General features: G+C 63.9%; 18 protein-coding genes and 2 tRNA genes. 11 read left to right on the forward strand and 9 right to left on the reverse strand.

Annotated features, from left to right (window positions below; translation table 11 throughout):
* Positions 1-134: 134 nt before the first annotated feature.
* Positions 135-998, reverse strand: coding sequence for an aldose 1-epimerase family protein (locus MF606_RS17695; RefSeq protein ID WP_240230650.1), 864 nt, complete (start codon positions 996-998; stop codon positions 135-137).
* 169 nt (positions 999-1,167) lie between these two features.
* Between MF606_RS17695 and hrpB the strand changes: the two genes are divergently transcribed.
* A complete protein-coding gene (gene hrpB, locus MF606_RS17700; protein WP_240230651.1) occupies positions 1,168-3,612 on the forward strand; it encodes an ATP-dependent helicase HrpB in 2,445 nt (814 codons plus the stop codon).
* Here hrpB and otnI read toward each other — a convergent pair.
* Entirely contained in the window at positions 3,609-4,376 is a 768-nt protein-coding gene (otnI, locus tag MF606_RS17705; protein WP_338084385.1) for a 2-oxo-tetronate isomerase, read from the reverse strand. The genes hrpB and otnI overlap by 4 nt on opposite strands.
* Positions 4,373-4,777 carry a peptide-methionine (R)-S-oxide reductase MsrB gene (gene msrB, locus MF606_RS17710; protein WP_240230652.1) on the reverse strand — a complete coding sequence of 135 codons (405 nt, stop codon included), beginning with the start codon at positions 4,775-4,777 and terminating at the stop codon, positions 4,373-4,375. The genes otnI and msrB overlap by 4 nt, the downstream gene beginning before the upstream one ends.
* A 174-nt stretch (positions 4,778-4,951) precedes the next feature.
* Between msrB and MF606_RS17715 the strand changes: the two genes are divergently transcribed.
* The gene (locus MF606_RS17715) at positions 4,952-5,566 is read left to right on the forward strand and encodes a pyridoxamine 5'-phosphate oxidase family protein (RefSeq protein ID WP_240230653.1); all 615 of its coding nucleotides are present in this window, start codon (positions 4,952-4,954) and stop codon (positions 5,564-5,566) included.
* A gap of 65 nt (positions 5,567-5,631) precedes the next feature.
* Entirely contained in the window at positions 5,632-6,429 is a 798-nt protein-coding gene (locus MF606_RS17720) for a metallophosphoesterase (protein ID WP_240230654.1), read from the forward strand.
* A 234-nt stretch (positions 6,430-6,663) separates the two neighbouring features.
* Here the strand turns inward: MF606_RS17720 and MF606_RS17725 are convergent.
* From MF606_RS17725 to cpdR, 3 genes are all read right to left on the reverse strand, one after another.
* Positions 6,664-6,738 (reverse strand) — tRNA-Val (locus MF606_RS17725).
* 28 nt (positions 6,739-6,766) lie between these two features.
* Positions 6,767-6,841, reverse strand: a tRNA-Val gene (locus tag MF606_RS17730).
* 282 nt (positions 6,842-7,123) lie between these two features.
* Entirely contained in the window at positions 7,124-7,483 is a 360-nt protein-coding gene (gene cpdR / locus MF606_RS17735; protein ID WP_046105558.1) for a cell cycle two-component system response regulator CpdR, read from the reverse strand.
* 205 nt (positions 7,484-7,688) lie between these two features.
* Between cpdR and MF606_RS17740 the strand changes: the two genes are divergently transcribed.
* Both MF606_RS17740 and MF606_RS17745 read left to right on the forward strand, forming a co-directional pair.
* On the forward strand, positions 7,689-8,585 hold the full coding sequence (locus MF606_RS17740; protein ID WP_240230655.1) for an N-formylglutamate amidohydrolase: 897 nt from the start codon (positions 7,689-7,691) through the stop codon (positions 8,583-8,585).
* Positions 8,586-8,757: 172 nt separating this feature from the next.
* Positions 8,758-9,546, forward strand: a complete 789-nt coding sequence (locus tag MF606_RS17745) for an inositol monophosphatase family protein (RefSeq protein WP_240230656.1) — start codon at positions 8,758-8,760, stop codon at positions 9,544-9,546.
* A gap of 132 nt (positions 9,547-9,678) precedes the next feature.
* On the opposite strand, the gene MF606_RS17750 is transcribed toward MF606_RS17745, so the two are convergent.
* Positions 9,679-10,653 carry an alpha/beta hydrolase gene (locus MF606_RS17750; protein WP_240230657.1) on the reverse strand — a complete coding sequence of 325 codons (975 nt, stop codon included), beginning with the start codon at positions 10,651-10,653 and terminating at the stop codon, positions 9,679-9,681.
* A 520-nt stretch (positions 10,654-11,173) separates the two neighbouring features.
* Here MF606_RS17750 and MF606_RS17755 point away from each other — a divergent pair.
* The 6 genes from MF606_RS17755 to hpt all read left to right on the forward strand — a co-directional run bounded on the left by MF606_RS17755 (position 11,174) and on the right by hpt (position 20,353).
* The gene (locus MF606_RS17755; RefSeq protein WP_240230658.1) at positions 11,174-11,632 is read left to right on the forward strand and encodes an Hsp20 family protein; all 459 of its coding nucleotides are present in this window, start codon (positions 11,174-11,176) and stop codon (positions 11,630-11,632) included.
* A gap of 199 nt (positions 11,633-11,831) precedes the next feature.
* Positions 11,832-12,353: a class I SAM-dependent methyltransferase gene (locus MF606_RS17760; protein WP_240230659.1), complete on the forward strand. Its 522-nt coding sequence runs from the start codon at positions 11,832-11,834 to the stop codon at positions 12,351-12,353.
* A 450-nt stretch (positions 12,354-12,803) separates the two neighbouring features.
* Positions 12,804-17,543 (forward strand): glutamate synthase large subunit, encoded by a 4,740-nt coding sequence (gene gltB, locus MF606_RS17765; protein WP_240230660.1) that lies wholly within the window; start codon positions 12,804-12,806, stop codon positions 17,541-17,543.
* 7 nt (positions 17,544-17,550) lie between these two features.
* Positions 17,551-18,150 (forward strand): glutathione S-transferase family protein, encoded by a 600-nt coding sequence (locus MF606_RS17770; RefSeq protein ID WP_240233889.1) that lies wholly within the window; start codon positions 17,551-17,553, stop codon positions 18,148-18,150.
* A gap of 10 nt (positions 18,151-18,160) precedes the next feature.
* Positions 18,161-19,588, forward strand: coding sequence for a glutamate synthase subunit beta (locus MF606_RS17775; protein WP_240230661.1), 1,428 nt, complete (start codon positions 18,161-18,163; stop codon positions 19,586-19,588).
* A gap of 225 nt (positions 19,589-19,813) precedes the next feature.
* Positions 19,814-20,353: a hypoxanthine phosphoribosyltransferase gene (gene hpt, locus MF606_RS17780; protein WP_240230662.1), complete on the forward strand. Its 540-nt coding sequence runs from the start codon at positions 19,814-19,816 to the stop codon at positions 20,351-20,353.
* Between the two features lie 5 nt (positions 20,354-20,358).
* Here the strand turns inward: hpt and MF606_RS17785 are convergent, their stop codons facing one another.
* The gene (locus MF606_RS17785; protein ID WP_240230663.1) at positions 20,359-21,552 is read right to left on the reverse strand and encodes an SGNH/GDSL hydrolase family protein; all 1,194 of its coding nucleotides are present in this window, start codon (positions 21,550-21,552) and stop codon (positions 20,359-20,361) included.
* 43 nt (positions 21,553-21,595) lie between these two features.
* Entirely contained in the window at positions 21,596-22,798 is a 1,203-nt protein-coding gene (locus MF606_RS17790) for a lytic murein transglycosylase (RefSeq protein WP_240230664.1), read from the reverse strand.
* Positions 22,799-22,874 lie beyond the last annotated feature (76 nt).

The following is a 22,874-nucleotide window of genomic DNA, read 5'->3' on the forward strand; positions in this document are numbered from 1 at the left end:
TCCCATGAGTGGAGAGGGGAACTCGGGAAACGACCGAAGAGTGGAGCCACCCTCGCCCCCTTGTGGGAGAGGGACGACCTGACGCGTTCAACGGAAGGTCAGGGTGAGGGGTTCTCGGCGCATATGCGATGCGCCTACCCCACGAACTCCGCCCTGAAGCTATATCGTCCCGTAGCCCCCGGCCCTAGCACCTCGCCATACGGCCGCTCTGCCAGCGCATCGCTGCCATCAATTGCCGCTGCGGTGCCGTGCCAAGGCTCAAGGCAGATAAACGGCGCCCCCGCCTTCGACCACAGCGCCAGGTTTGGCAGGTTTTCCCAAGTGAACCGGATCGCCTTGCTGCCCGCCGCATAACGCAGCCCCGCCCCGGCCCCTTCGGGGAACAACATAGCGTCGGCGACAAACAGCTCGTGGTCCAGCACCAGTTCACCCTTGCTGAACGGCGACGGCAGCGGCTCCGGTCGCACCAGCCCGCCCGACAGGCGGATCAAATCCGGCTCGCCGCCATTGTCCAGCGTCACCCGGTGCTCCTGCCCTTCACAGCCGGGCAGCGGCCAGACGAAGGCGGGATGAAAACCGATGCCGAACGGCATGGGCCGATGATCGGTGTTCATCACCTCGGCCGTGACCACCACGCTCCTGCCGTCCAGCCGATGCTCCAGCACCAGACTGAAATCGAACGGAAAGATGCTCCAGCTCGATTGGCTCGATTGCAGCTCGAACAGGCAGTGATCGGGCCCGCTCGCCACCAGTTCGAACTCGCTGCGCCGGGCAAAGCCGTGCTGGCCCATCGGATACCGATGGCCCTCGATGCTCACGTGATCATTGGGTGCCTTGCCGACGATCGGGAATAGCACTGGCGAGCGCCCGCTCCAGAACGCCGCATCGCCATCCCACAGCCAGGATTGCCCGTCGCTGGTGACGATCGACTGCATCTCCGCGCCCATGGGGGAAATCTCGACGCTCAGATGCTCATTGCCGATACGGGTCAATTGCATACTAGTCCCCTTGCCAAACCATCTCACCCTAACCCTCCTCGCCAAAGCGAGGAACCCTGTCAGATGCAAGGTTGATCGCGTCCCTTGCCGAGTTTCGAGCCGACCAATGCCAAGCAGAGCTTGAGTGGCCGCTGGGGTGGGGGTAAGCACCCGCAAACGCGGAATCCTGATGCTGCTGCCACCCCTCCCCATCGATGACGCCCTGCCGGCACTGCAATCCGCGCTTGCGGCTGGCCCCTATGCGGTCCTCGTCGCTCCACCCGGCGCGGGCAAGACCACGCGTGTGCCACTCGCCCTGCTCGGCGCCCCATGGCGAAGCGACCACCGCATCATCATGCTCGAGCCCCGCCGCCTGGCGGCCCGCGCCGCCGCCGGCCAGATGGCCCGCCTGCTTGGCGAAGAGGTGGGCCAGACGATCGGCTATCGCGTGCGCATGGATTCGAGGGTCAGTGCCAAAACGCGCGTCGAAATCGTCACCGAGGGCGTCTTCACGCGCATGCTGCTCGACGATCCTGAATTGACCGGCATCGCCGCAGTCATCTTCGACGAGTTCCACGAGCGCAGTCTCGACGGCGATCTCGGTCTTGCCCTGACGCTCGATGCCGCAGCCCTCCGCCTCGATCTGCGTGTGCTCGTCATGTCGGCCACGATCGACGGTGCCCGCGTTGCCGATCTTCTTGACAAGGCCCCGGTGATCGAAAGCCTAGGCCGCGCCTTTCCGGTCGAAACGTTTCATCGCGAACCCGATCCGCTCAAGCGTCTCGAAGACCAGGTGACCGAGGCCGTCCTCGCGGCCCTGCGTGAGCATGAAGGCTCGGCGCTGGTCTTCCTCCCCGGTCAGGGCGAGATCACCCGCGTGGCCGAACGCCTCGCCGGCCGCGTCCCCGCCAGTACCGATATCGCGCCGCTCTACGGCCAGCTCACGCCATCGGAGCAGGATCGCGCCATCCGCCCGGCCGAACCCGGCCGCCGCAAGGTCGTGCTGGCTACTTCCATTGCCGAGACCTCGCTCACCATCGATGGCGTGCGCATCGTCGTCGATAGCGGTTTCCGCCGCGTGCCGGCCTATGAACCGGGCACCGGCCTCACCACGCTCGAAACCCGCCGCGTCTCCCGCGCCGGCGCCGACCAGCGCCGCGGCCGCGCCGGCCGCACCAGCCCCGGCGTGGCCATCCGCCTGTGGAACGAGGGCCAGACGGCAGCGCTGGCACCCTTTGACACGCCCGAAATCCTCGCCGCCGATCTTGCTGGCCTGGCGCTCGATCTCGCCAATTGGGGCGTCACCGACCCGGCCGCCCTGCCCTTCCTCGATCCGCCACCCGCGCCGGCCTGGACCGAAGCCATCGCCCTGCTCAAATCGCTCGACGTCCTCGATGCGTCGGGCCGCATCACGTCCGACGGCAAGGCGCTCGCCCGCCTGCCCCTGCATCCGCGCCTCGCCCACATGGTCGTCGCGGCTGCCACCGAGGACGATGCGCGCACCGCCGCCGAGCTTGCCGTCCTCATCGGCGAGCGCGGTCTGGGCGGCGACGGCACCGATCTCGCCCATCGCCTCGACCGCTTTCGCACCGACCGTAGCAAACGCGCCGACGACGCCCGCGCCCTCGCCCGTCGCTGGGCCAACCTCGCTGGCGGCAGCAGCGGCGGCAACCTGCCGGCTGGCCGCCATCTCGCCCGCGCCTATCCCGATCGCATCGCCCAGGCCGCCGGCCCGCGCGGAAAATTCCGCCTCGCCAATGGCCGCCAGGCTAGCCTCGACGCCACCGACGCGCTCGCCGGCCAGGCGTTTCTCGTCGTGACGGACGTTACCGGCGCCGCGGCCACATCGCGCATCCGCGCTGCAGCCGCCCTTGACCGAACCGACCTAGAGGTCCTCTTCGCCCACCGCATTACCGCGACCGAAACCCTGAGCTTCGATCCTGCATCGGGCAGCGTCCGCGCCCGCCGCATCCGCCAACTCGATGCTCTCCGCCTCGCCGACGATCCCGTCCCGGTGACCGATCTCGAACAGGCCGCCATCCTTCTGGCCGAAGCCGCGCTGAGGCGCCCCGAAACGCTACCCTGGACCAAGGAGCATAAGGCCCTGCGCGCCCGCGCCGTCTACCTGCGCCAGACCCTGGGCGATGTATGGCCTGATCTGTCCGATGTGGCCCTTGCTGCCGACCCAGTCTGGCTCGCGCCGCACATTCTGGGCGAAACTCGTCTTGCGGCCATCACCGCCGCCCATCTTGACAATGCCCTTGACCTGCTCCTGCCCTGGAGCCCGCGCCAGGAAATCGACAGGCTGCTGCCCAGCCACTTCGCTGCCCCCTCCGGCAGCCACCTGCCCATCGACTACGCCGCCGAAAACGGCCCGGCGCTGGAGGTGCGGGTGCAGGAACTCTTCGGCCTCGATCGCCACCCCTCCGTGGCCGGTGGCAAGGTGCCCCTGCTGCTTATCCTGCTCTCCCCGGCCCATCGTCCGATCCAGACCACCCGCGATCTGCCCGGCTTCTGGCGTGGCTCGTGGAGGGATGTCGCCAAGGACCTTAGAGGGCGCTACCCCCGCCACTTCTGGCCGGACGACCCGGTGAACGCGGCAGCAACGGCGAAGGCCAAGCCCCGCGGCACCTAGCGCCGCATCCACCCCAGCCCTTCGCTGGTCCCGGCGGTCGGCCGATACTCGGCGCCGATCCAACCGTCATACCCCAGCCGCTCGATCCCGGCGAAAACCGCTGCATAGTCGATCCGCCCTGTCCCCGGCTCATGCCGCCCCGGCACATCGGCGATCTGCACGTGCCCAATGTCGGGCAACAGCCGCTCGAAATTCTGCAGCAGCCGGCCCTGCACTATCTCCATATGGTAGAAATCACACTGCAACCGCAGATTGGCATGCCCCACCTTCGCCATCACCCGCTCGGCGTGATCGGTCGTCGACACGGCAAAGCCCGGCATATCCACCTGGTTGATCGGCTCCAGCAGCGCCATGATCCCATGCCGCTCCAACGCCGCGGCTGCATGGCGCAGATTGCCCACCAGTGCCCATTCTGCATCGTCGTGATCGACACCATCAGGCACGATGCCAGCCATCACATGCACACGCGCACAGCCCAGCGCCTGCGCGTAGCGAACCGCCGTCTCGATCCCTTCGGCGAACTCCTCCTCCCGCCCCGGATGGCAGGCAATCCCGCGCTCGCCGGCCGCCCAGTCGCCGGCCGGCGAATTGAACAACACCAACTCGAGCTCATGCTGCTCCAGTCGGTCGGCAATGATCTCTAGCGGATAGTCATAGGGCGAAACAAACTCGACGCCGCGGAAGCCATCGGCCGCCGCGGCGCCAAACCGGTCGAGAAATCCATGCTCTGGGTAGAGCATGGAGAGATTTGCCGAAAACTTCACGCCGCAGGCGTAAAGTTCAGCGCCACGCCATTGATGCAGTAGCGCAGGCCGGTCGGCGGCGGACCGTCGGGAAACACGTGGCCCAGATGGCTGCCGCAGGTGGCGCAGTGCACTTCGGTGCGCACCATACCGTAACTCTTGTCGGTGGTCGTCTCGACCGAGCCGGCCACCGGATCGTTGAAGCTCGGCCAGCCGGTGCCGCTCTCGAACTTGAGTTTGGACTCGAATAGCGGGCTGTCGCAACCTGCACAGCTGAAGGTGCCGGAGCGCTTCTCATACAGCAGCGCGCACGATCCGGGCCGTTCGGTCCCGTGACCACGCATCACCTGATACTGCTCCGGCGTCAGCTTGGCCCGCCACTCGGCATCGGTGCGGTTCACCTTGAAGGCATGGGTGTCCATGGCATCACTCCTTGGGGGCGTTTCAGGCAAAGCCTAGACCGGCTCTGCGATTACGAAACGCAAAAAATAGACTCTCGTCGCACTGTCATTCGCAAGCAATATAGGATCAGTTACATCCCGCCCATACCCGCCCGACGCATCACGTCCTGCTGATGTCTGCCCCAAGGCTCTGAGATGTCCATCATCACCTCCGTGGAGCAGCTTGAAGCGCTCTACACCCCCGCCCCCGTTGCCGCCTCGACCGTCAAGGTCGCCCACCGCATGACGCCGCAGTACCGGCGCCTCATCGAGGCCAGCCCGTTTGCGGCCCTGGCGACGGTTGGCCCCGAGGGCATCGATTGCTCACCGCGCGGCGATCAGCCGGGCTTCGTCCGCATCCATGACGACGAAACGCTGATGATGCCCGACCGGCGCGGCAATAACCGCATCGATTCGCTGCGCAACATCGTGCGCGACCCACGCGTCGCCTTCCTCTTCCTCCTGCCCGGCAGCGGCACCACCTTCCGCGCTAATGGCCGCGCCCACCTCAGCATCGATCCAGACTTGCTCAACAGTTTCGAAGTCGAGGGCAAGCCGCCGCGCTCGGTCATCGTTATGAAGATCGACGAGCTGTATTTCCAATGCGCCCGCGCCATCGTCCGCTCGGAGCTCTGGAACCCCGCGCGCCATCTCGATCCCAAGACCCTCCCCACTCCCGGCGAAATTCTTGCCGCGATGACCGAAAACCAGGTCGGCGGCGAGGCCTACGACAAGGCCTGGCCCGAACGGGCGAAACAGACGATGTGGTGAGCCCTGTCACGGGCCGGTCACGCGGGGCCTCTAGGAGGTCCGCCATCAAATATGAGAGACATTCGATGACGCTGAAATTCGTGGTGATGAGCGATCTGCATGTGATGCCGCAAGGCGAGCTGTCGATGACGCTCGATACCGGCGCCCGGCTGGAGCAGGCCGTCGCCGCCGTAGTCGCGCGCTATGGCGATGCCGACTTCTGCGTGCTGGCCGGCGACCTCGCCGATCTGGGCCAGCCCTCGGCCTATGAGCGGCTCAAGGCCATCATCGCCCACCTGCCGATTCCGGTGCACATCACCCTGGGCAATCACGACGACCGCGCCGCGTTCCTGTCCGTTTTCGGCGACGGCTTCATCGCCGAGACCGGCAAGGTGGATAAGGTCATCGACATCAAGGGCTACCGCATCATCCTGCTCGATTCCTCCGAGCCCGGTCGCGTCGATGGCGTGCTCGAAGCCGGCCAGATCGAGTGGCTGCGCGCCAGGCTGGCGGAGGCCACGGACCGTCCGGTCATCGTCATCCTGCACCACAATGCCAATGCACTGCATATCGAGTCGGATTCGATCCGCATCCTCGAGCCGGATGCGTTCATCAATGCCCTCAAGACCCACCCCGATATCCGCCAGGTCATCGCTGGCCACGTGCACCTGACCTCGACCGCCATCTGGCGCGGCCTGCCCTTCACCACCCTGTCAGGCGGCCACTATTCGTGCACCGTGGACCAGCCCAACGTCCCCATGCGCCGCCTCGCCGGCCCCGGCCAGATGGCCTTCGTGCTCGGCACCGAGGACAGCACCACCGTGCTGTTCGACGATTACATCGACGGCAACGAAGAGATTTTCGTCGAAGGTGATGCCGCGTAGCGCCGCCTGCCAGGCGGTCTACACCAATCCCGAGTGCTGCAAGTGAAGAGCCCTCGGGTCAAGCCCGAGGGTGACGAACTGTGGATATGAGGCACGATCTCTCAGTCAGGTTTTCTCGTCAGGCCGAGTCGAAAACGGCGGTCGGCGAGAACCGGAGCGGAGCGTACACTGGTACGTGAGCACCGGAAGCGCAGGCGACTGCCGTTTGCAGACCGGCATCACGAGAAAAAGGGATGGTGGGAGTAACAAGGATTGAACTTGTGACCCTTCGCGTGTGAAGCGAATGCTCTCCCGCTGAGCTATACTCCCGTCGCCATTGGCGAAAGTCTTAGAGAGATGGTGGGCGTAACAAGGATCGAACTTGTGACCCCCTCGATGTCAACGAGGTGCTCTCCCGCTGAGCTATACGCCCATCTCTCCGGGATGGATCGACCGCGAAGCCGTTCCAGTGGCGCGGATAGACCATAAAACGCTGGGAGGGGTCAAGGGGGCTTATCAGCCTTTGTGGAAAGTGCGACTCCACGCCAAACGCCGGCCGTAGCGAAACTAGGGTGGGGGTGCGAGAGCCGACATCGAGGCTTACCCACCCCACCCTTGATCCCTCCCCGCAAGGGGGAGGGTGTCGACTGGACGTTCACGGGTTAAAACAAAAATCCCCGCTTTCGCGGGGATTACATGCGATCGAACCTTGGGCCTACGCTGCCAGCAGCCGCTCGACTTCGTTGACCAGATCCTTGAGGTGGAACGGCTTGCTCAGCACCGATGCATCCTTAGGGGCGTCGCTGTCGGGGTTGAGCGCCACCGCGGCAAAGCCGGTGATGAACATGACCTTGAGATCGGGATCGAGTTCGGTGGCGCGGCGCGCCAGCTCGATGCCGTCCATTTCGGGCATCACGATATCGGAGAGCAGCAGCGAGAAGGGTTCCTCGCGCAGGCGTTCATAGGCCGACAGCCCGTTGTCGAACGACACCACTTCATAGCCGGCGTTCTTGAGTGCGCGCGTCAGGAACTGGCGCATGTCGTTATCGTCTTCAGCGAGCAGAATTCGCTTCATGAAACCTCTCCGGCCATTCTGGCTTGGGGTGTATTGAGTCGCACTCTATAGCGCGATGTTTAAGCGAAGTTTGCGACTTCGCAACCGCAAGCCGATTTTGGCCGCGCAATTTTGCGACAATCTGGACAAGCAGTGCGTAAAGGACGACACTAACTAAGCAAATCACGATGGCGCCCGGCAAACGGACGCCCTATGGGGAGGCAGCGTGCGGTCCGACTATTGGGATCAGCCAGCATTTGAAACCATCCGGCCGCGCCGGTTGGTCGCCCCGGTTGTGTTCAACTCTGCCCATTCCGGTCGCGTCTATCCGGAGCGTTTCCTCGGCATGACCCGGCTCGACCATCTGTCGATCCGCCAATCCGAAGACGCCTGGGTCGATGAATTGTTCGGCCGCGCGCCTCATCTCGGCGCACCCATGCTCCGGGCCCACTTCCCCCGCGCCTATCTCGACGTGAACAGAGAGCCCTGGGAGCTCGACCCGGCCATGTTCGTCGAGCCGCTGTCCGACCGATTCAACACCACCTCGCCGCGCGTGGCGGCGGGCCTCGGCACGCTGGCGCGCGTCGTCGCCGAGAACAAGCCCATCTATCGCGAACGCCTGACCCTCGACGATGCCCGCATGCGCATCGAGGGCATCTACCACCCTTACCACGCCGCTCTGCAAAAGCTGCTGAGCGAAGCCATCACCGCTTTCGGTGTCGCCTTGCTGATCGATTGTCACTCCATGCCGCGCATCAGCCGTTCCGGCGAGATGGCCGCACCCGATATCGTGCTCGGCGACCGCTATGGTACTACCTGCGCCCCGGGCCTGGTCGATCTGGTCGAAACCATCTTCACCGGCGCTGGCCTCAAGGTCGCCCGCAACCGGCCCTATGCCGGCGGCTTTGCCACGCGCACCTACGGTCGCCCGCAGCATGGCGTGCATGCGCTCCAGATCGAGATCAGCCGGCACCTCTATATGAACGAAGTCACGCTCGCCAAAAATCACAGCTTCGACGCCGTCAAAGGCCTGATCGAACGCCTGATCTTCGCCCTGATCGGACTCGACCTCGTCGCCCTCGCCGGCAGCCAGCCCATCCCGGAGAAGCTGGCGGCGGAGTAGCTTTACCGCTCCCACCTGCGACGTCATTCCCGCGAAAGCGGGAATCCACCTTTGCAGACCACCCAGGAAAGATTCCCGCTTTCGCGGAAATGACCCCGTAGATAGAAGAACCTACCTCAGTAGACCTCATGGTGCGCTCGTCGAACCACGAGGTCGTGGCCCGGACCCTTCCATGACCATCGATCTCGCCAAAATCGAAGCCACCCTGCTGGCTGCCGCCGATGCCGCCGCGACACGGACCCTGCCGCTGTTCCGCACCGCCCTGGCGATCGACAACAAATACCAGGTCGGGTTCGATCCCGTGACCGAGGCCGATCGTGGTGCTGAGACCGCCATCCGCGCCGTCATCGCCGAAGCCTTCCCAGATCACGCCATCATCGGCGAGGAATGGGGCTCGAGCGGCGACAGCCCCTATACCTGGATCATCGACCCGGTCGACGGCACCCGCGCCTTCATCTCCGGAGCACCGGTCTGGGGCACGCTGATCGGCTTCGCCGAGGACGGCGTCGCCATTGCCGGCCTCATGAGCCAGCCCTTCATCGGCGAGACCTTCCTCGCCATCCCCGGCCGCTCCACCTATCGCCGCGGCGGCACCACTATTATCCCCAACCGCACGAGCGGCCAGACCGAGCTGGCGCCTTCCCGCGTCTTCACCACTACGCCGAACCTGTTCAAGGGGGAGCACTGGGCCAAGTGGGAAGCCGTGGAATCGGCCACCCGGCTGCAGCGCTTTGGCATGGATTGCTACGGCTATGCCCTGCTCGCGGCAGGCCATGCCGACCTCGTCATCGAGCCGTTCCTCAACACTTACGACATCGCTGCGCTGGTCCCGATCATCCGCGAAGCCGGCGGCGCCATCGCCTGCTGGGACGGCAGCGAACCCACGCCGGGCGGCGACGTCGTCGCCGCCGCGACCCCGGAACTACTGGAAAAGGCGCTGGCGCTGGTCAACGCGAACTAGGGAGGCACGCTTCCACCCAACACGGGCTTTCCCTCGGACTTGATCCGAGAGCTATTCGCCGTTTGTGCCGTGTTGAGAGTGACCCTCGGGTCAAGCCGAGGGAAGCGACTGTGGGTGGGAACCATCCTGCCCCTACGTGCTCTGTTCGGTAATAAACGCGTCGAACGCCGCGAATACCTGTCCACGGATCATGTCGTTTTCCATGAACAGTTCATGCCGCGCGCCTGCGATCACTACATGCCGCCCGGTGCGCATCCGCAATCCCAGCCGCTCGATCGCCGCAGCCGATACAACCTCGTCCCGCGCCGCCGCCAGCATCAACAGCGGCGTCCGCATCCGGGCGGGAAAACTGTCGCGATTGGCTTCGGCCATGGCCTCCATCGCCGCGGCCACCCAGCGTACTGTGGGTGCCGCGATCTCCAGCCCCGGCCGCGCCTTCACCACGTCGACCATGCGCATATAGCGGATCAGGTCGGACGTCAGCGGGTTACCCGGGAATGTCGTCTCGGACGCCGGCTTGTCCGCCTTGCGGGCGATGGGCATCCGCCCCAGTCCGACAAAACTCAGCGCTTCGGCGACCTTGGCCATGCCGGCCATGCTCAGCGGCTGACGATCGAGCGCTACCATCGGCGCCGACAGGAAGATGCGGTCGAACATCAGCCGGTCATTGGCCCCTGCATGGAGCGAGGCCAGCCCGCCCATCGAATGGCCCACCAGATAGAAGGGCGGCGGGCAATCGGGCAGCAGGATTTCGCCGTGAAAGCTCCTCAGGTCAGTCCAGTAATCCTCGAACTTGTCGACATAGCCGAGCTTCTTGTTGCCGATCAGCCGGTCCGACCCACCCTGCCCACGCCAGTCGAAGGTCGCGACAGAAAACCCCCGCCGGCGGAAATCGGCAATCGTCTCGAAATACTTCTCGATGAATTCGGTACGCCCCTGCACGAGACAGATCGTCCCGCGATGCGCTCCCTCCGATTTCGGCCACAGCGCATAGCGCAACTGCACATTGTCGCTGGTCTTGAAGAAGCCGGCGCGCGCGCCCTCGGGAATGGGGTTGGTCGGAATATTGACCAGATCAGGTCCATTCGGGTCGACAACGGCGTTCATGGGCATCCCCGGCGAGAGTATCCTGTCTTACACCAGAGCCGTTGCCAAAAGAAAACCAGCGCACCTTTTGAGGTACGCTGGCTTCCTTTATTTGCGGCCCGTGCGGGGGGCGGGTGACGGAGCCGCATTGGGGTTGTGAAGAGGTGTCCCTCAGCACATGCCCCGTTATAGCCCCGCCAGCCTGAACTCGAACGGACTGGACCGTTCATATTCGGTTCAGAATCTTCTAGCCGGGCCGCAGGCAAAATGGCTCCAGTGGAGCGATTTTAGGCAAGAAGGCCATGAGAGCTAAGCTCGAATGGCAACCTCAAGCTGGATTCCGGCCTCCGCCGGAATGACATCGCGCATGTGCCAATTTCTGCAACAAACTGACCCCCTTGAACCGGAAAATCGGTCCCCCATATTTCAATCGTTCGCCGGGTTACCCGGGAACCCCGACCTCGCGCATCACCGCTCGCCTATTGCTGGGAGCGCTGACGAGACCACCGGGACATCCACGTTGCTCACAGGAGAATGTGACATGCAGACCATCGATTTTTCCCCCTTCTATCGCTCCACCGTCGGCTTTGACCGCGTCTTCAACCGCCTCGACAACCTTGTTGGGCAGGAAGCCAAGACCTATCCTCCCTACAATATCGAGCGCACCGGCGAAGACGCCTACCGCATCTCGATCGCCGTTGCCGGCTTCGCCAATGGCGACATTGCCATCGAGACCAAGGAAAACAGCCTGGTCGTGAAGGGCGCCAAGCCTGCCGATACCGCTGAGAAAGCCCGTGAATTCCTCCATCGCGGCATTGCCGAGCGCGCCTTCGAACTGCGCTTCCAGCTTGCCGACTATGTCGAGGTCCACGGCGCCACTCTCGAGAACGGCCTGCTGCATCTGGAACTGAAGCGCGAGCTGCCCGAAAGCAAGAAGCCGCGTTCGATCCAGATCAATGGCGGCACCCAGCCCACGATCGAGGACAAGTCGGTTAACTAGCCGCGCAGTCTTCCGCGTCGGCTGGTCCCGTAGACCAACGACACCTCCCGGTGACGATGAGGGCGCAGTCCGCAAGGGCTGCGCCTTTTCAGTTGCGCCGGTCACGTCATCCAACCACAATTCGGGCATGACGGACCCAACGTTCAAGCGCTGGTACAAATACGCCGAGAGCGCCAGAAACCAGCCACCGCGACCGCTATTGGTTGAGGCCGCCGGTCTTGCAGCTGCACGCGACACGGCCATCGATATCGGCTCAGGTGCCCTGAACGACGCCCGCTTTCTTCTCGATGCCGGCTTCTCTGAGGTTACCGCTGTGGACGGCGCACCAATCGCGCAGGCCACCGCCGATACGTTGCCCGCCGATCGTTTTACCTACGCTATCTCTCGCTTTGAAGATCACGCCTTCCCGGTGGGTGCCTATGACTTGGTCAGCGCGCAATATGCCCTACCCTTCATCCCGCCCGATCATTTTGACCGGGTGTTCGCCGCCATTCTCGCCTCGTTGAGACCGCAGGGCATCCTTGTGGGACAGTTCTTCGGCGATCGCGACGAATGGGTGGGCCTGCCGGGCATGACATTTCACTCGGCCGCCGCCGCCCAGGCCCTGCTCGCTCCGCTTAATGTTCTGGCCTTTCGGGAAGAAGACGACCCCAATAGCCAAACCCTGCGCGGCGGCACCAAGCACTGGCACCTGTTTGACTTCATCGCCCGCCGTGAATGAGCCGGCAGATACTGCTTTCCTACGCTTTCCTATACAAAAGTTGGAAATTTCCTATTTTCTGTGACGGAATGGTGGCAAAGGCGCTTGCTCACAGTTTGGAATTATGCAAATGTGCAGTCGTTAGGGCAGCACGCCTGTCCTATCTGACGCGTCGCCCCGCTCTCCGCGGCAAGCACGCACGCTGGTCCGGCTGGCCCGCTTTACATGAGCGGAAACGGATAGGCGGAGCTAATATAGCTCGAAGTTTGAGCGGCCATTTGGATGCAGCGCCGCTCCCCACGCATGGACGTATTTGCTCTTTCGAGCCGTACCGTAGTACGACCCGCTTGAACAACGCGCCCACCAGAGGACGAGACCGCATCCAGCCCGCCGACAACGGCACCATCAGGATGCACACGACATAGCGACAGAGCCCGGCAGCGGGCGCGACCAACGAACGAGGAACACGATATGGCCCACGCGCGGAACGGATCCCAAACTCCCGTCACGACGAGCACCAATCGCAAAACCTTGATCGAGCACGGTCGCCGCGTCGCCACCGGCCGTCCCGAGGCGCAAGGCCTCTATGATCCGGCCAACGAGCATGATGCCTGCGGCATCGGCATGATCGCCAACATCAAGAACAAGCCCAGCCACGAAGTGGTCGAGAAGGGTCTCGAAATCCTCGAGAACCTCGAGCACCGCGGCGCTGTGGGCGCTGATCCTCTGATGGGCGATGGCGCCGGCATTCTGGTGCAGACCCCGCATGCCTTCTTCCAGAAGGTCATGGATTTCGCGCTGCCCGAAAAGCATCAATACGCCGTGGCGATGCTGTTCTATCCCAACATTGTTGCGCTGCGTGATCGCTGCGCCGAGGCCGTGCGCGGCTGCCTCGCCCGCGAGGGCCTGCAGCTGCTGGGCGAACGCGTCGTTCCCTTCGACAATTCCAAGCTAAGCGAAGGCGTCATCGCCACCCAGCCCGCTATCGAGCAGATGGTGATCGCGCGCCCCGAAGGCCTGACGCTGGATGAATTCGAGCGCAAGCTCCTCATCGTGCGCAAGGTCATCTCCAACACCGTCTATGCTGAAGTGCCCGAGAGCAACAGCGATAACGGCTTCTATGTCGTGTCGATGTCGGCCCGCACCATTGTCTATAAGGGCATGTTCCTGGCCTACCAGCTCGGCGCTTTCTATCCGGACCTGTCCGACGAGAGCTTCGAATCGGCCATCGCGCTCGTGCACCAGCGCTTCTCAACCAACACCTTCCCGTCCTGGAAGCTGGCCCACCCCTACCGCATGACCACCCACAATGGTGAAATCAACACCATCCGTGGCAACGTCAACTGGATGGCCGCCCGCCAGGCATCGGTCAGCTCGCCGCTCTTCGGCGACGACATCACCAAGATCTGGCCGATCTCCTACGAAGGCCAGTCCGACACGGCCTGCTTCGACAACGCGCTCGAATTCCTCGTGCGCGGCGGCTATTCGCTGCCGCATGCGGCCATGATGCTGATCCCCGAAGCCTGGGCCGGCAACCCGCTCATGGATGAGACGCGCCGCGCCTTCTATGAGTACCACGCTGCCCTGATGGAGCCGTGGGACGGCCCCGCCGCCATGTCGCTCAGCGATGGCCGCTACGTCGTCGCCACCCTCGATCGAAACGGCCTGCGCCCCGCCCGTTACCTGGTGACGCGCGAAGGCCACGTCGTGCTCGCCTCCGAATCCGGCGTGCTCGATATCCCAGACGAGGACATCGTGGAGCGCTGGCGCCTGCAGCCGGGCCGCATGCTGCTGCTCGATCTGGAAGAAGGCCGCATCATCTCCGACGAAGAGATCAAGCGCACCCTCGCCACCAAGAATCCCTATGCCGAATGGCTGGCCCGCACGCAGATCGTGCTGGAAGACCTGCCGCCGACCGAGCCCAAGGCCCCGATCACCACCGAGGCTTTGCTCGATCGCATGCAGGCGTTCGGCTATACCCAGGAAGACGTCAAGCTGCTGATGGCGCCGATGGCCACCACCGGTCAGGAAGCCGTTGGTTCGATGGGTACCGACACCCCGCTGTCGGCGCTGAGCCAGCAGCCCAAGCTGCTCTATACCTATTTCAAGCAGAACTTCGCCCAGGTCACCAATCCGCCGATCGATCCGATCCGCGAGGAATCGGTGATGAGCCTGGTGTCGTTCATCGGCCCGCGCCCCAATATCTTCGATCTCGTCGGCGGCAGCCGCGAGAAGCGCCTTGAAGTGCGTCAGCCCATTCTCACCAACGAGGATCTCGAAAAGATCCGCGCCATCGGTGATATGCAGGACAACCAGTTCAAGACCAAGACCATCGACATCACCTACCCCGCCGATATGGGCGCGGTGGGCATGGAAGCGGCCATATCAGCCATCTGCGAAGAGGCCGAGGCCGCCGTCCGTGGCGAATACAACATCATCATCCTCAGCGACCGGCGCATTGCCGCCGACCGGCTGGATATCCCGACGCTGCTGGCGCTGGCCGCCGTGCATCACCACCTGATCCGCAAGGGCCTGCGCACCTCGACGGGCCTGGTGGTCGAAACCGGCGAAGCCCGCGAAATCCACCACTTCGCCATGCTGGCCGGCTACGGCGCCGAAGCCATCAACCCTTATCTGGCCTTCGAGGCGCTGCAGGCTCTGCATGCCGAGGGTAACTACCCCGAGGAAGTGTCATCAGACGAAGTCGTCTACCGCTACATCAAGTCGGTGGGTAAGGGCCTGCTCAAGGTCATGTCCAAGATGGGCATCTCGACCTACCAGTCCTATTGCGGCGCGCAGATTTTCGACGCCGTCGGTCTCAGCACCGAGTTCGTCAACAAGTACTTCTTTGGCACTGCCACCTCGATCGAAGGCGTCGGCCTCAAGGAGGTCGCCGCCGAAACCGTGCGCCGCCACAGCCTGGCCTTCGGCGACGACGCGGTGCTGCGCCGCTCGCTCGATGTCGGCGGGGAATACGCCTATCGCATCCGCGGCGAAAAGCACGCCTGGAGCCCCGACGTCGTGTCGGACCTCCAGCACGCCGTCCGCACCAAGGATGAGTCCCCCGAAACCGCGCAGGACCGCTACAACAGCTTCGCCGCCCGCGTGAACTCGGGCGAAAACGGCTATCTCGCCATCCGCAACCTGTTCGACATCAAGCCGCTGGGCGACGCCGTACCAACAGACGAAGTCGAACCGGCGGTAGACATCGTCAAGAAGTTCGTCACCGGCGCCATGAGCTTCGGCTCGATCAGCCGTGAGGCCCATACGACGCTGGCCGTCGCCATGAACCGCATTGGCGGCAAGTCCAACACCGGCGAAGGCGGCGAAGAGCCCGATCGCTACAAGCCGCTGCCCGATGGCAGCCGGAACCCGCTCCGCTCTGCCATCAAGCAGATCGCCTCGGGCCGCTTTGGCGTCACCACCGAATACCTGGTCAATGCCGATGCGTTGCAGATCAAGGTCGCGCAGGGCGCCAAGCCCGGCGAAGGCGGCCAGCTGCCCGGCCACAAGGTCGACTGGATCGTCGCCAAGACCCGTCACTCGACGCCCGGCGTGGGCCTTATCTCCCCGCCGCCGCACCACGACATCTATTCGATCGAAGATCTCGCCCAGCTCATTTACGATCTCAAGAACGTCAACGAAGAGGCCGATATCTCGGTCAAGCTGGTCTCCGAAGTCGGTGTCGGCACGGTTGCAGCCGGCGTCGCCAAGGCGCGCGCCGATCACATCACCGTCTCCGGCTATGATGGCGGCACCGGCGCTTCACCCCTGACCTCGCTCAAGCATGCCGGCGGGCCCTGGGAAATCGGCCTGGCAGAAACCCACCAGACCCTGGTGCTCAACCGCTTGCGCTCGCGCGTCGTTCTCCAGGTCGATGGCGGTCTCAAGACCGGTCGCGACGTGCTGATCGGCGCCTTGCTCGGCGCCGACGAGTTCGGCTTCTCGACCGCGCCGCTGATCGCGGCCGGCTGCATCATGATGCGCAAGTGCCACCTCAACACCTGCCCGGTTGGCGTCGCCACCCAGGATCCGGTGCTGCGCAAGCGCTTCAAGGGCACGCCCGAGCACGTCATCAACTACTTCTTCTTCATCGCCGAGGAACTGCGTGGCCTGATGGCCGCAATGGGTGCCCGCACCCTGCGCGAGCTGACCGGCCGCTCCGATCTGCTCGACCAGAAGAAGCTGGCCGACTATTGGAAGACCGAAGGCGTCGACTTCACCAAGCTTTTCTACAAGCCCGAGCCGATTGGCGGCGACACACTCTATCACTCCGAATTCCAGAACCATCATCTGGAAGCCGTGCTCGATCGCAAGCTGATCGAACTGGCCCAGCCCGCGCTGGACAATGGCACCCCGGTGCAGATCGAGCTGCCCATTCGCAGCCGCGACCGGTCCGCCGGCGCTATGCTTTCGGGCGCGGTGGCGCGCAAGTATGGCCATGAGGGCCTGCCTGACGACACCATCTCGATCCGGCTCAACGGCACGGCGGGACAGGCTTTCGGCGCGTTCCTCGCCCGCGGCATTTCCATCGACATGGTGGGCGACGCCAACGACTATGTCGGCAAGGGCCTCAGCGGTGGCCGCATCGTTGTGCGCCCGTCCGACAAGATCGGCATCGTGCCGGAAAAGTCGATCATCGTCGGCAACACCGTGCTCTACGGCGCCATCTCAGGTGAGTGCTACTTCCGCGGCATCGCCGGCGAGCGTTTCGCCGTGCGCAATTCGGGCGCCGTCGCCGTGGTCGAGGGCACCGGCGATCATGGTTGCGAATACATGACCGGCGGCGTCGTCGTCGTCATCGGCCAGACCGGCCGTAACTTCGCCGCCGGCATGTCGGGCGGTGTGGCCTATGTCCTCGACGAGGACGAGACCTTCCGCAGCCGTTGCAACCTCGCCATGGTCGAACTCGAACCGGTGACCGAGGAAGAAGAACTGATGCAGAAGCTCCACCACCACGGTGGGGACCTCGAATGGCATGGTCGCGTCGACATATCGGGCGACATGACCAAGCATGACGACGAGCGCCTGCACCAGCTTATCTCCAACCACCTGCACTATACCGGCTCGACCCGCGCCAAGTTCATCCTCGACAACTGGGTCGAGATGCGTCCGAAATTCGTCAAGGTGATGCCGGTCGAATACCGCCGCGCCATCAAGGAGATGGAAAAGAAGCGCGCGTCCGGCATGGGCATGGCGGCGGCGGAATAGCGTGGTGATGCAGGTCTATGGCGACCTTCAGTCGGGCAACTGCCTGAAGGTCAAGTATATCGCCGATGCCCTCGGCGTGCCCTACGAATGGCGCGACGTGCCCAGCGGCACCGGCGCCACCACGACATCAGAATTCCTCGCCCTCAATCCGGCGGCGCAGGTTCCGGTGATCGTGCTCGATGACGGCAGGGTGCTGGCGCAATCCAACGCCATCCTGCGCTATTTGGCGCGGGACAGCCGCTTCCTGCCGGCCGATGCCTTTGCGGCGGCCAAGGTCGATGAATGGCTGTTTTGGGAGCAATATAGCCATGAGCCCTATGTGGCTGTGGCGCGGGCGCATGTGGTCTACAAAGGTCACACCATTGAAAGCCGCGACGCCAATCTGGTGGCGCGTGCCGAAAAGGCGCTCGATCGGTTGGAACAGGCTTTGAGCGGGAGTGACTTCCTCACCGGCCCGGCTCTGACCATCGCCGATATCGCGCTCTTGGCTTATACCCGCCTGTCTCCGCAGGGCGGTTTCGATCTCACGGGGCGGCCCGCCATCCGGCGCTGGATTGCCGCCTGCGAACAAGAACTCGGACTACCTGCCCTTGCGGCAGTGAATTAGGAGACAAGCCATGGGCAAGGTAACAGGCTTCCTCGAAATCGAACGCGAAGAGCCCCGGTACGAACCGGCGTCCGACCGCATTCGCCATTTCGGCGAATTCACCATTCCGATGAGCGAAGGCCGCATCGTCGATCAGGCAGCACGCTGCATGGATTGCGGCATTCCCTTCTGCCACGGCGATACCGGCTGTCCGGTGCACAACCAGATTCCCGATTGGAACGACCTCGTCTTCAACGGCGACTGGGAAGAAGCCGCGCGCAACCTGCACTCGACCAACAACTTCCCCGAATTTACCGGCCGCATCTGCCCCGCCCCCTGCGAGGAAGCCTGCACGCTGAACCTGGAAGACGTGCCCGTCGCCATCAAGACCGTTGAACAGGCCATTGCCGACCGCGCCATCAAGAATGGCTGGATCAAGCCACAGATCAACCCGAGCAAGTCAGGCAAGTCCGTCGGCATCGTAGGCTCGGGCCCCGCTGGCATGTCTGCCGCCCAGCAGCTCGCCCGCGCCGGGCACGATGTGCATGTCTATGAGCGCGAACCCAAGGCCGGCGGCCTGATGCGCTACGGCATTCCCGACTTCAAGATGGAGAAGGATCACATCGATTTCCGCGTCGAGCAGATGCAGGCTGAGGGTGTCACCTTCCATTATGGCGTCAATGTCGGCGTCACCACGCCCTTGGCCGAACTACAAGGCAAACACGACGCTGTGCTGCTCTGCGGTGGCTCCGAGAAGCCGCGCGACGTCGATAGCGAAGGCACCGACCTCAACGGCGTCCACTACGCCATGCCCTTCCTCGTGCAGCAGAACCGCCGCCTCGGCGGCGAGGATGTCAGCAACGAAGTCCAACTGACCGCTGCCGGCAAGCACGTGGTCGTCGTCGGCGGTGGCGACACCGCCAGTGACTGTGTCGGCACCAGCTTCCGTCAGGGCGCCATTGCCGTCACCCAGCTCGATGTGCGCCCCATGCCGCCAGAGCTCGAAAACAAGCTGACCAACTGGCCCAACTGGGCGGTCAAGATGCGCACCTCCTCGTCGCAGGCCGAAGGCGCCATCCGCGAATTCGCCGCCGGCACGATGAAAATCATCGGCAATGCCAAGGGTCAGGTCACCGGCGTCGAATGCGCCCGCGTCGACCGCAAGCGTCAGCCTATCCCCGGCACCGAATTCATCATCAAGGCCGACCTGGTGCTGCTCGCCATCGGCTTCGCCCATCCTATCCACGAAGGCATGCTGACCGAACTCGGCGCCCAGCTCGACAAGCGCGGCAACCTGTTTGCCGACACCATGAGCTACAAGACCACGGTGCCCAAGGTCTACGCCGCCGGCGACATGCGCCGCGGCCAGTCCCTGGTGGTCTGGGCCATCCGCGAAGGCCGCCAGGCCGCCCGCTCGATCGACTACGACCTCATGGGCAAGACGGATCTGCCGCGGTAACGGCGGCAAGGCTGGATAGGTTTGATCCAATCCGCCACAGCGCGTCATCCTCGGGCTTGACCCCAGGGCTCTTCACTTGCCGTGCCATCATCAAGTGCAACACCCTCGGGTCAAACCCGAGGGTGACGCTCGGTGGGTGTGATCGAGGCCGCGCTGTAGCGCATCCGCAACGTCGATGCTAACAGTCTGCTGGCCAATTCGACCCTCTGCTAACCGGAATCGCGCATGACCCAGAAGCCTTATGTCGTCGATGAGCTGATCTCCGCCAAGGCCATCGCCGCCCGCGTCGAGGCCCTGGCCAAAGAGATTTCCACCCACTTTGCCGATACCGACAAACTGGTGGTCGTCGGCCTGCTGCGTGGCTCCTTCATCTTCATCGCCGATCTGGTGCGCGAGATCGACCTGCCGGTTGAGGTCGATTTTCTCGAAGCCTCGTCCTACGGCAATTCCACCGAATCGAGCCGCGAGGTCCGCATCCTCAAGGATTTGCGCGGCGAGATTCAGGGCCGCGACGTGCTGGTCGTGGAAGACATTGTCGATACCGGTCACACGCTCAAGCACGTGCTCGAAATCCTCGAGACCCGCCACCCGCGCCGCATCGCGGTTTGCGCCCTGCTTAACAAGCCCAGCCGCCGCGAGACCGACGTGCAAGCCAAGTGGGTCGGCTTCGATATTCCCGATAAGTTCGTCGTCGGCTACGGCATCGACTACGCCCAGCGCAATCGCAACCTGCCCCATATAGGCGCCGTCCGCTTCATTGACTGAACCGCCTAGCGGCCGCTGTCATTGCTCTCGGCCTCCGCCAGCGGATCGAAGCCGACGCCGAACGCGTCGACCCGGCCGATCGGCGCGGTCATTAGCTGCTCGAGTGTAAACGGCGGCGCGCTGGCTGGCACACCGCTCGCCGTCAACAGATCCCCCGCCCGCTGCGGAATCCGGCTGAGCGGAATCACCGCCCCCGCCACTTCGAGCAACCGGATCTGCCCCAATCCCTGATAGGGCGGCCGCAGCATGGCCGCGGCATCGGTGCCCTGCAGCGGATCGGCCACCGCCACGGTCATGCTGCCACCACGGTAAAATGTCCGGATGCTCTGGCTCAGATAGAAGGCCAGCTTGTCCGACCCGGCGGTCGAAAAGTGGATGCCGTCATCCTTGCGCATCCGCGCATTCTGGCCGTTCACGTCTGGACCGTGCGAGGAATACTTCCCGTCCTCACCCAGGAACCGCTCGTAGATATCGAGGAATTCCGCCCCGCCCGAGAAGCTGGCCAGCCGCTGGATATTGCTGATCTGGCTGATCGCCGCCGAGTATTCGGTTTTAGACATGGGCGGCAGGCCGATCCAGATCACCGGCTTGCGCGCGGCGCGCAGCGTGCCGAGGAATTCGGCGATCCTGGCCTGATAAGCCACGTTCCACGGGTCGGTCAGCGGGGCAACCGACTCGCCATTGACCTTGAGTTCCTGCCGATCGTTGATCCCCATGATTACCACCGCCAGGTCAAAACTATCGGCGGCGGTCTGCTCGGCGATCGCCTTGTCCCAATCGAAGAAGTCATCGCGCACGAAGCCCGATGAGCTGACGCCTTGGTTGATCACCACCAAATTGGGGTCCTCGGCATAGAGCCGCTCCAGCGCCTTGCTGAGGTCGATGGCCAGCGAGTCCCCGAACACGGCAACACGCGTCGCGTCGGCCGCCTTCTCGATCTGTGGTTTGGGCGGCGGTAGGCTGGCCTGTGGCTGCGGCTGGCGCCTTGGCTGTTGCGGCTGCTCCACTGGTGCCGGCTGCGGCTCGGGCTCGCCGAACAGCAGGTCGAACAGGGTACGGCGCCGCTGCTGCTGCGCCACCAAGACCGTTTCGTTCTGGGCAAACACCGGCGCCACGTCGACAAAGACGAACAGCGCCACCACCAATGCTAAGACGAAGCGGATCACGTCAAACTCACGCAACGAACCGATGCCTCTCATCTAGCAAAATCGGGCCCGGAGCGCCACCAGGGTCGCCCCAACGTTACTGCGCGGCAGCCAATGCCTCATAGGCGGCTTCGGTGATGAAGCCGTCCGCCACCTCGCCGCGCGCCGCCTGGAAGCGGGCATAGGCCTCCTGCGTGATCGGGCCCAACCGCCCATCCACCGCGCCCTGGTAGAGCCCGAGGCGGATAAGCGCCTCCTGAATGGCCTTGCGCTGCGACAGGTTGGGGAAACGCGTACTGCGCGGCCAGTCATCCGCAAAGCCGCCGCCGCCCTTGAGGCGATCGGTCATATGCGCCACCGACATGGCGTAGCTGTCGGAGAAATTGTAGCCCTTTAGCACCAGATAGTTCTGGGTCATCAGGAATTTGGGGCCATCCCGACCTGTCGGCACGTAAAGGAAGACCGGCAGGTTCGGATCGTTGAACTGCCGTCCGGCTACGCGGGTAATGCCGCGCTCGGCGAAGAACGACACCGGCCGCATCTGCGTCCGCGTCGCCAGCAGGTAGTCGAATCCGTCCGGCACCACCACTTCCATGCCCCAGTCGACACCAGGCTGATAGCCGAGGTCGCGCAGGAACCGCGCGCTGGTCGCCAGTGCATCGGCCAGCGAATTGTGCAGATCGACCCGTCCATCACCGTCGCCATCAGTGCCATGCGCCACGACATTGGATGGATTGACCTGCAAATGCCCGATGGCCCCCGCCCACGAACCGACCAGGCTCTGTGCATCGAGCGGCCCACGCTGCACAAGTTGCAGCGCCGCGATGAGGTCGGCCTCATCCTCGACCAGCCGGGTGCGCCGCTGGTGCACCAGCGTGGCCAGCGAGCGGACGATCGGACGGATCAAACCGTCATTGCCGAGCACCGCGCCATAATCGGTCTCCATGCCCCAGATGGCGCCGAGCAGGTAGGGATCGACGCCATAGCTCTGTCCCACCGCACTAAAGAGCGCATCATTGCGGCTGATCGCCGCCTGGCCGCGCTCGATGCGGCCGGAGGTGACGCGCCCCTCGATATAGTCCCACATAGGCGTCGTAAATTCGGGCTGCGCCGTCACCAGATCCGGCACCCGCGGATCGGGCGTCATGCCCGCCATGGCGCGATCATAGGTCTCCCCGCTCACCCCCGCCGCCAGCGCCTTCGCCCGAAAATTGGCGATGAAACTGTCAAAGCTCTCAACAGGCTGCGCGAAGGTGGGGGTGGAAGTCAGCAGCGTTAGAATAACGAGTATGAAACGCACAAAATTTCTCCCACCCACTGCACGTCACCCTCGGGCTTGACCCGAGGGCTCGGCACTTACGGAGCTATCGTCGAAG

It is taken from the genome of Devosia lacusdianchii (assembly GCF_022429625.1).
GTDB lineage: Bacteria > Pseudomonadota > Alphaproteobacteria > Rhizobiales > Devosiaceae > Devosia > Devosia lacusdianchii.

Bases quoted from the DNA above. Each gene is read 5' to 3' on its own strand.
- hpt (WP_240230662.1), top strand. From the start codon at position 19,814: ATGACCCAGAAGCCTTATGTCGTCGATGAGCTGATCTCCGCCAAGGCC.
- MF606_RS17770 (WP_240233889.1), top strand. From the start codon at position 17,551: ATGCAGGTCTATGGCGACCTTCAGTCGGGCAACTGCCTGAAGGTCAAG.
- gltB (WP_240230660.1), top strand. From the start codon at position 12,804: ATGGCCCACGCGCGGAACGGATCCCAAACTCCCGTCACGACGAGCACC.
- MF606_RS17695 (WP_240230650.1), bottom strand. From the start codon at position 998: ATGCAATTGACCCGTATCGGCAATGAGCATCTGAGCGTCGAGATTTCC.
- cpdR (WP_046105558.1), bottom strand. From the start codon at position 7,483: ATGAAGCGAATTCTGCTCGCTGAAGACGATAACGACATGCGCCAGTTC.
- msrB (WP_240230652.1), bottom strand. From the start codon at position 4,777: ATGGACACCCATGCCTTCAAGGTGAACCGCACCGATGCCGAGTGGCGG.
- MF606_RS17750 (WP_240230657.1), bottom strand. From the start codon at position 10,653: ATGAACGCCGTTGTCGACCCGAATGGACCTGATCTGGTCAATATTCCG.
- MF606_RS17775 (WP_240230661.1), top strand. From the start codon at position 18,161: ATGGGCAAGGTAACAGGCTTCCTCGAAATCGAACGCGAAGAGCCCCGG.
- MF606_RS17755 (WP_240230658.1), top strand. From the start codon at position 11,174: ATGCAGACCATCGATTTTTCCCCCTTCTATCGCTCCACCGTCGGCTTT.
- hrpB (WP_240230651.1), top strand. From the start codon at position 1,168: ATGCTGCTGCCACCCCTCCCCATCGATGACGCCCTGCCGGCACTGCAA.
- MF606_RS17745 (WP_240230656.1), top strand. From the start codon at position 8,758: ATGACCATCGATCTCGCCAAAATCGAAGCCACCCTGCTGGCTGCCGCC.
- MF606_RS17720 (WP_240230654.1), top strand. From the start codon at position 5,632: ATGACGCTGAAATTCGTGGTGATGAGCGATCTGCATGTGATGCCGCAA.
- MF606_RS17715 (WP_240230653.1), top strand. From the start codon at position 4,952: ATGTCCATCATCACCTCCGTGGAGCAGCTTGAAGCGCTCTACACCCCC.
- MF606_RS17785 (WP_240230663.1), bottom strand. From the start codon at position 21,552: ATGAGAGGCATCGGTTCGTTGCGTGAGTTTGACGTGATCCGCTTCGTC.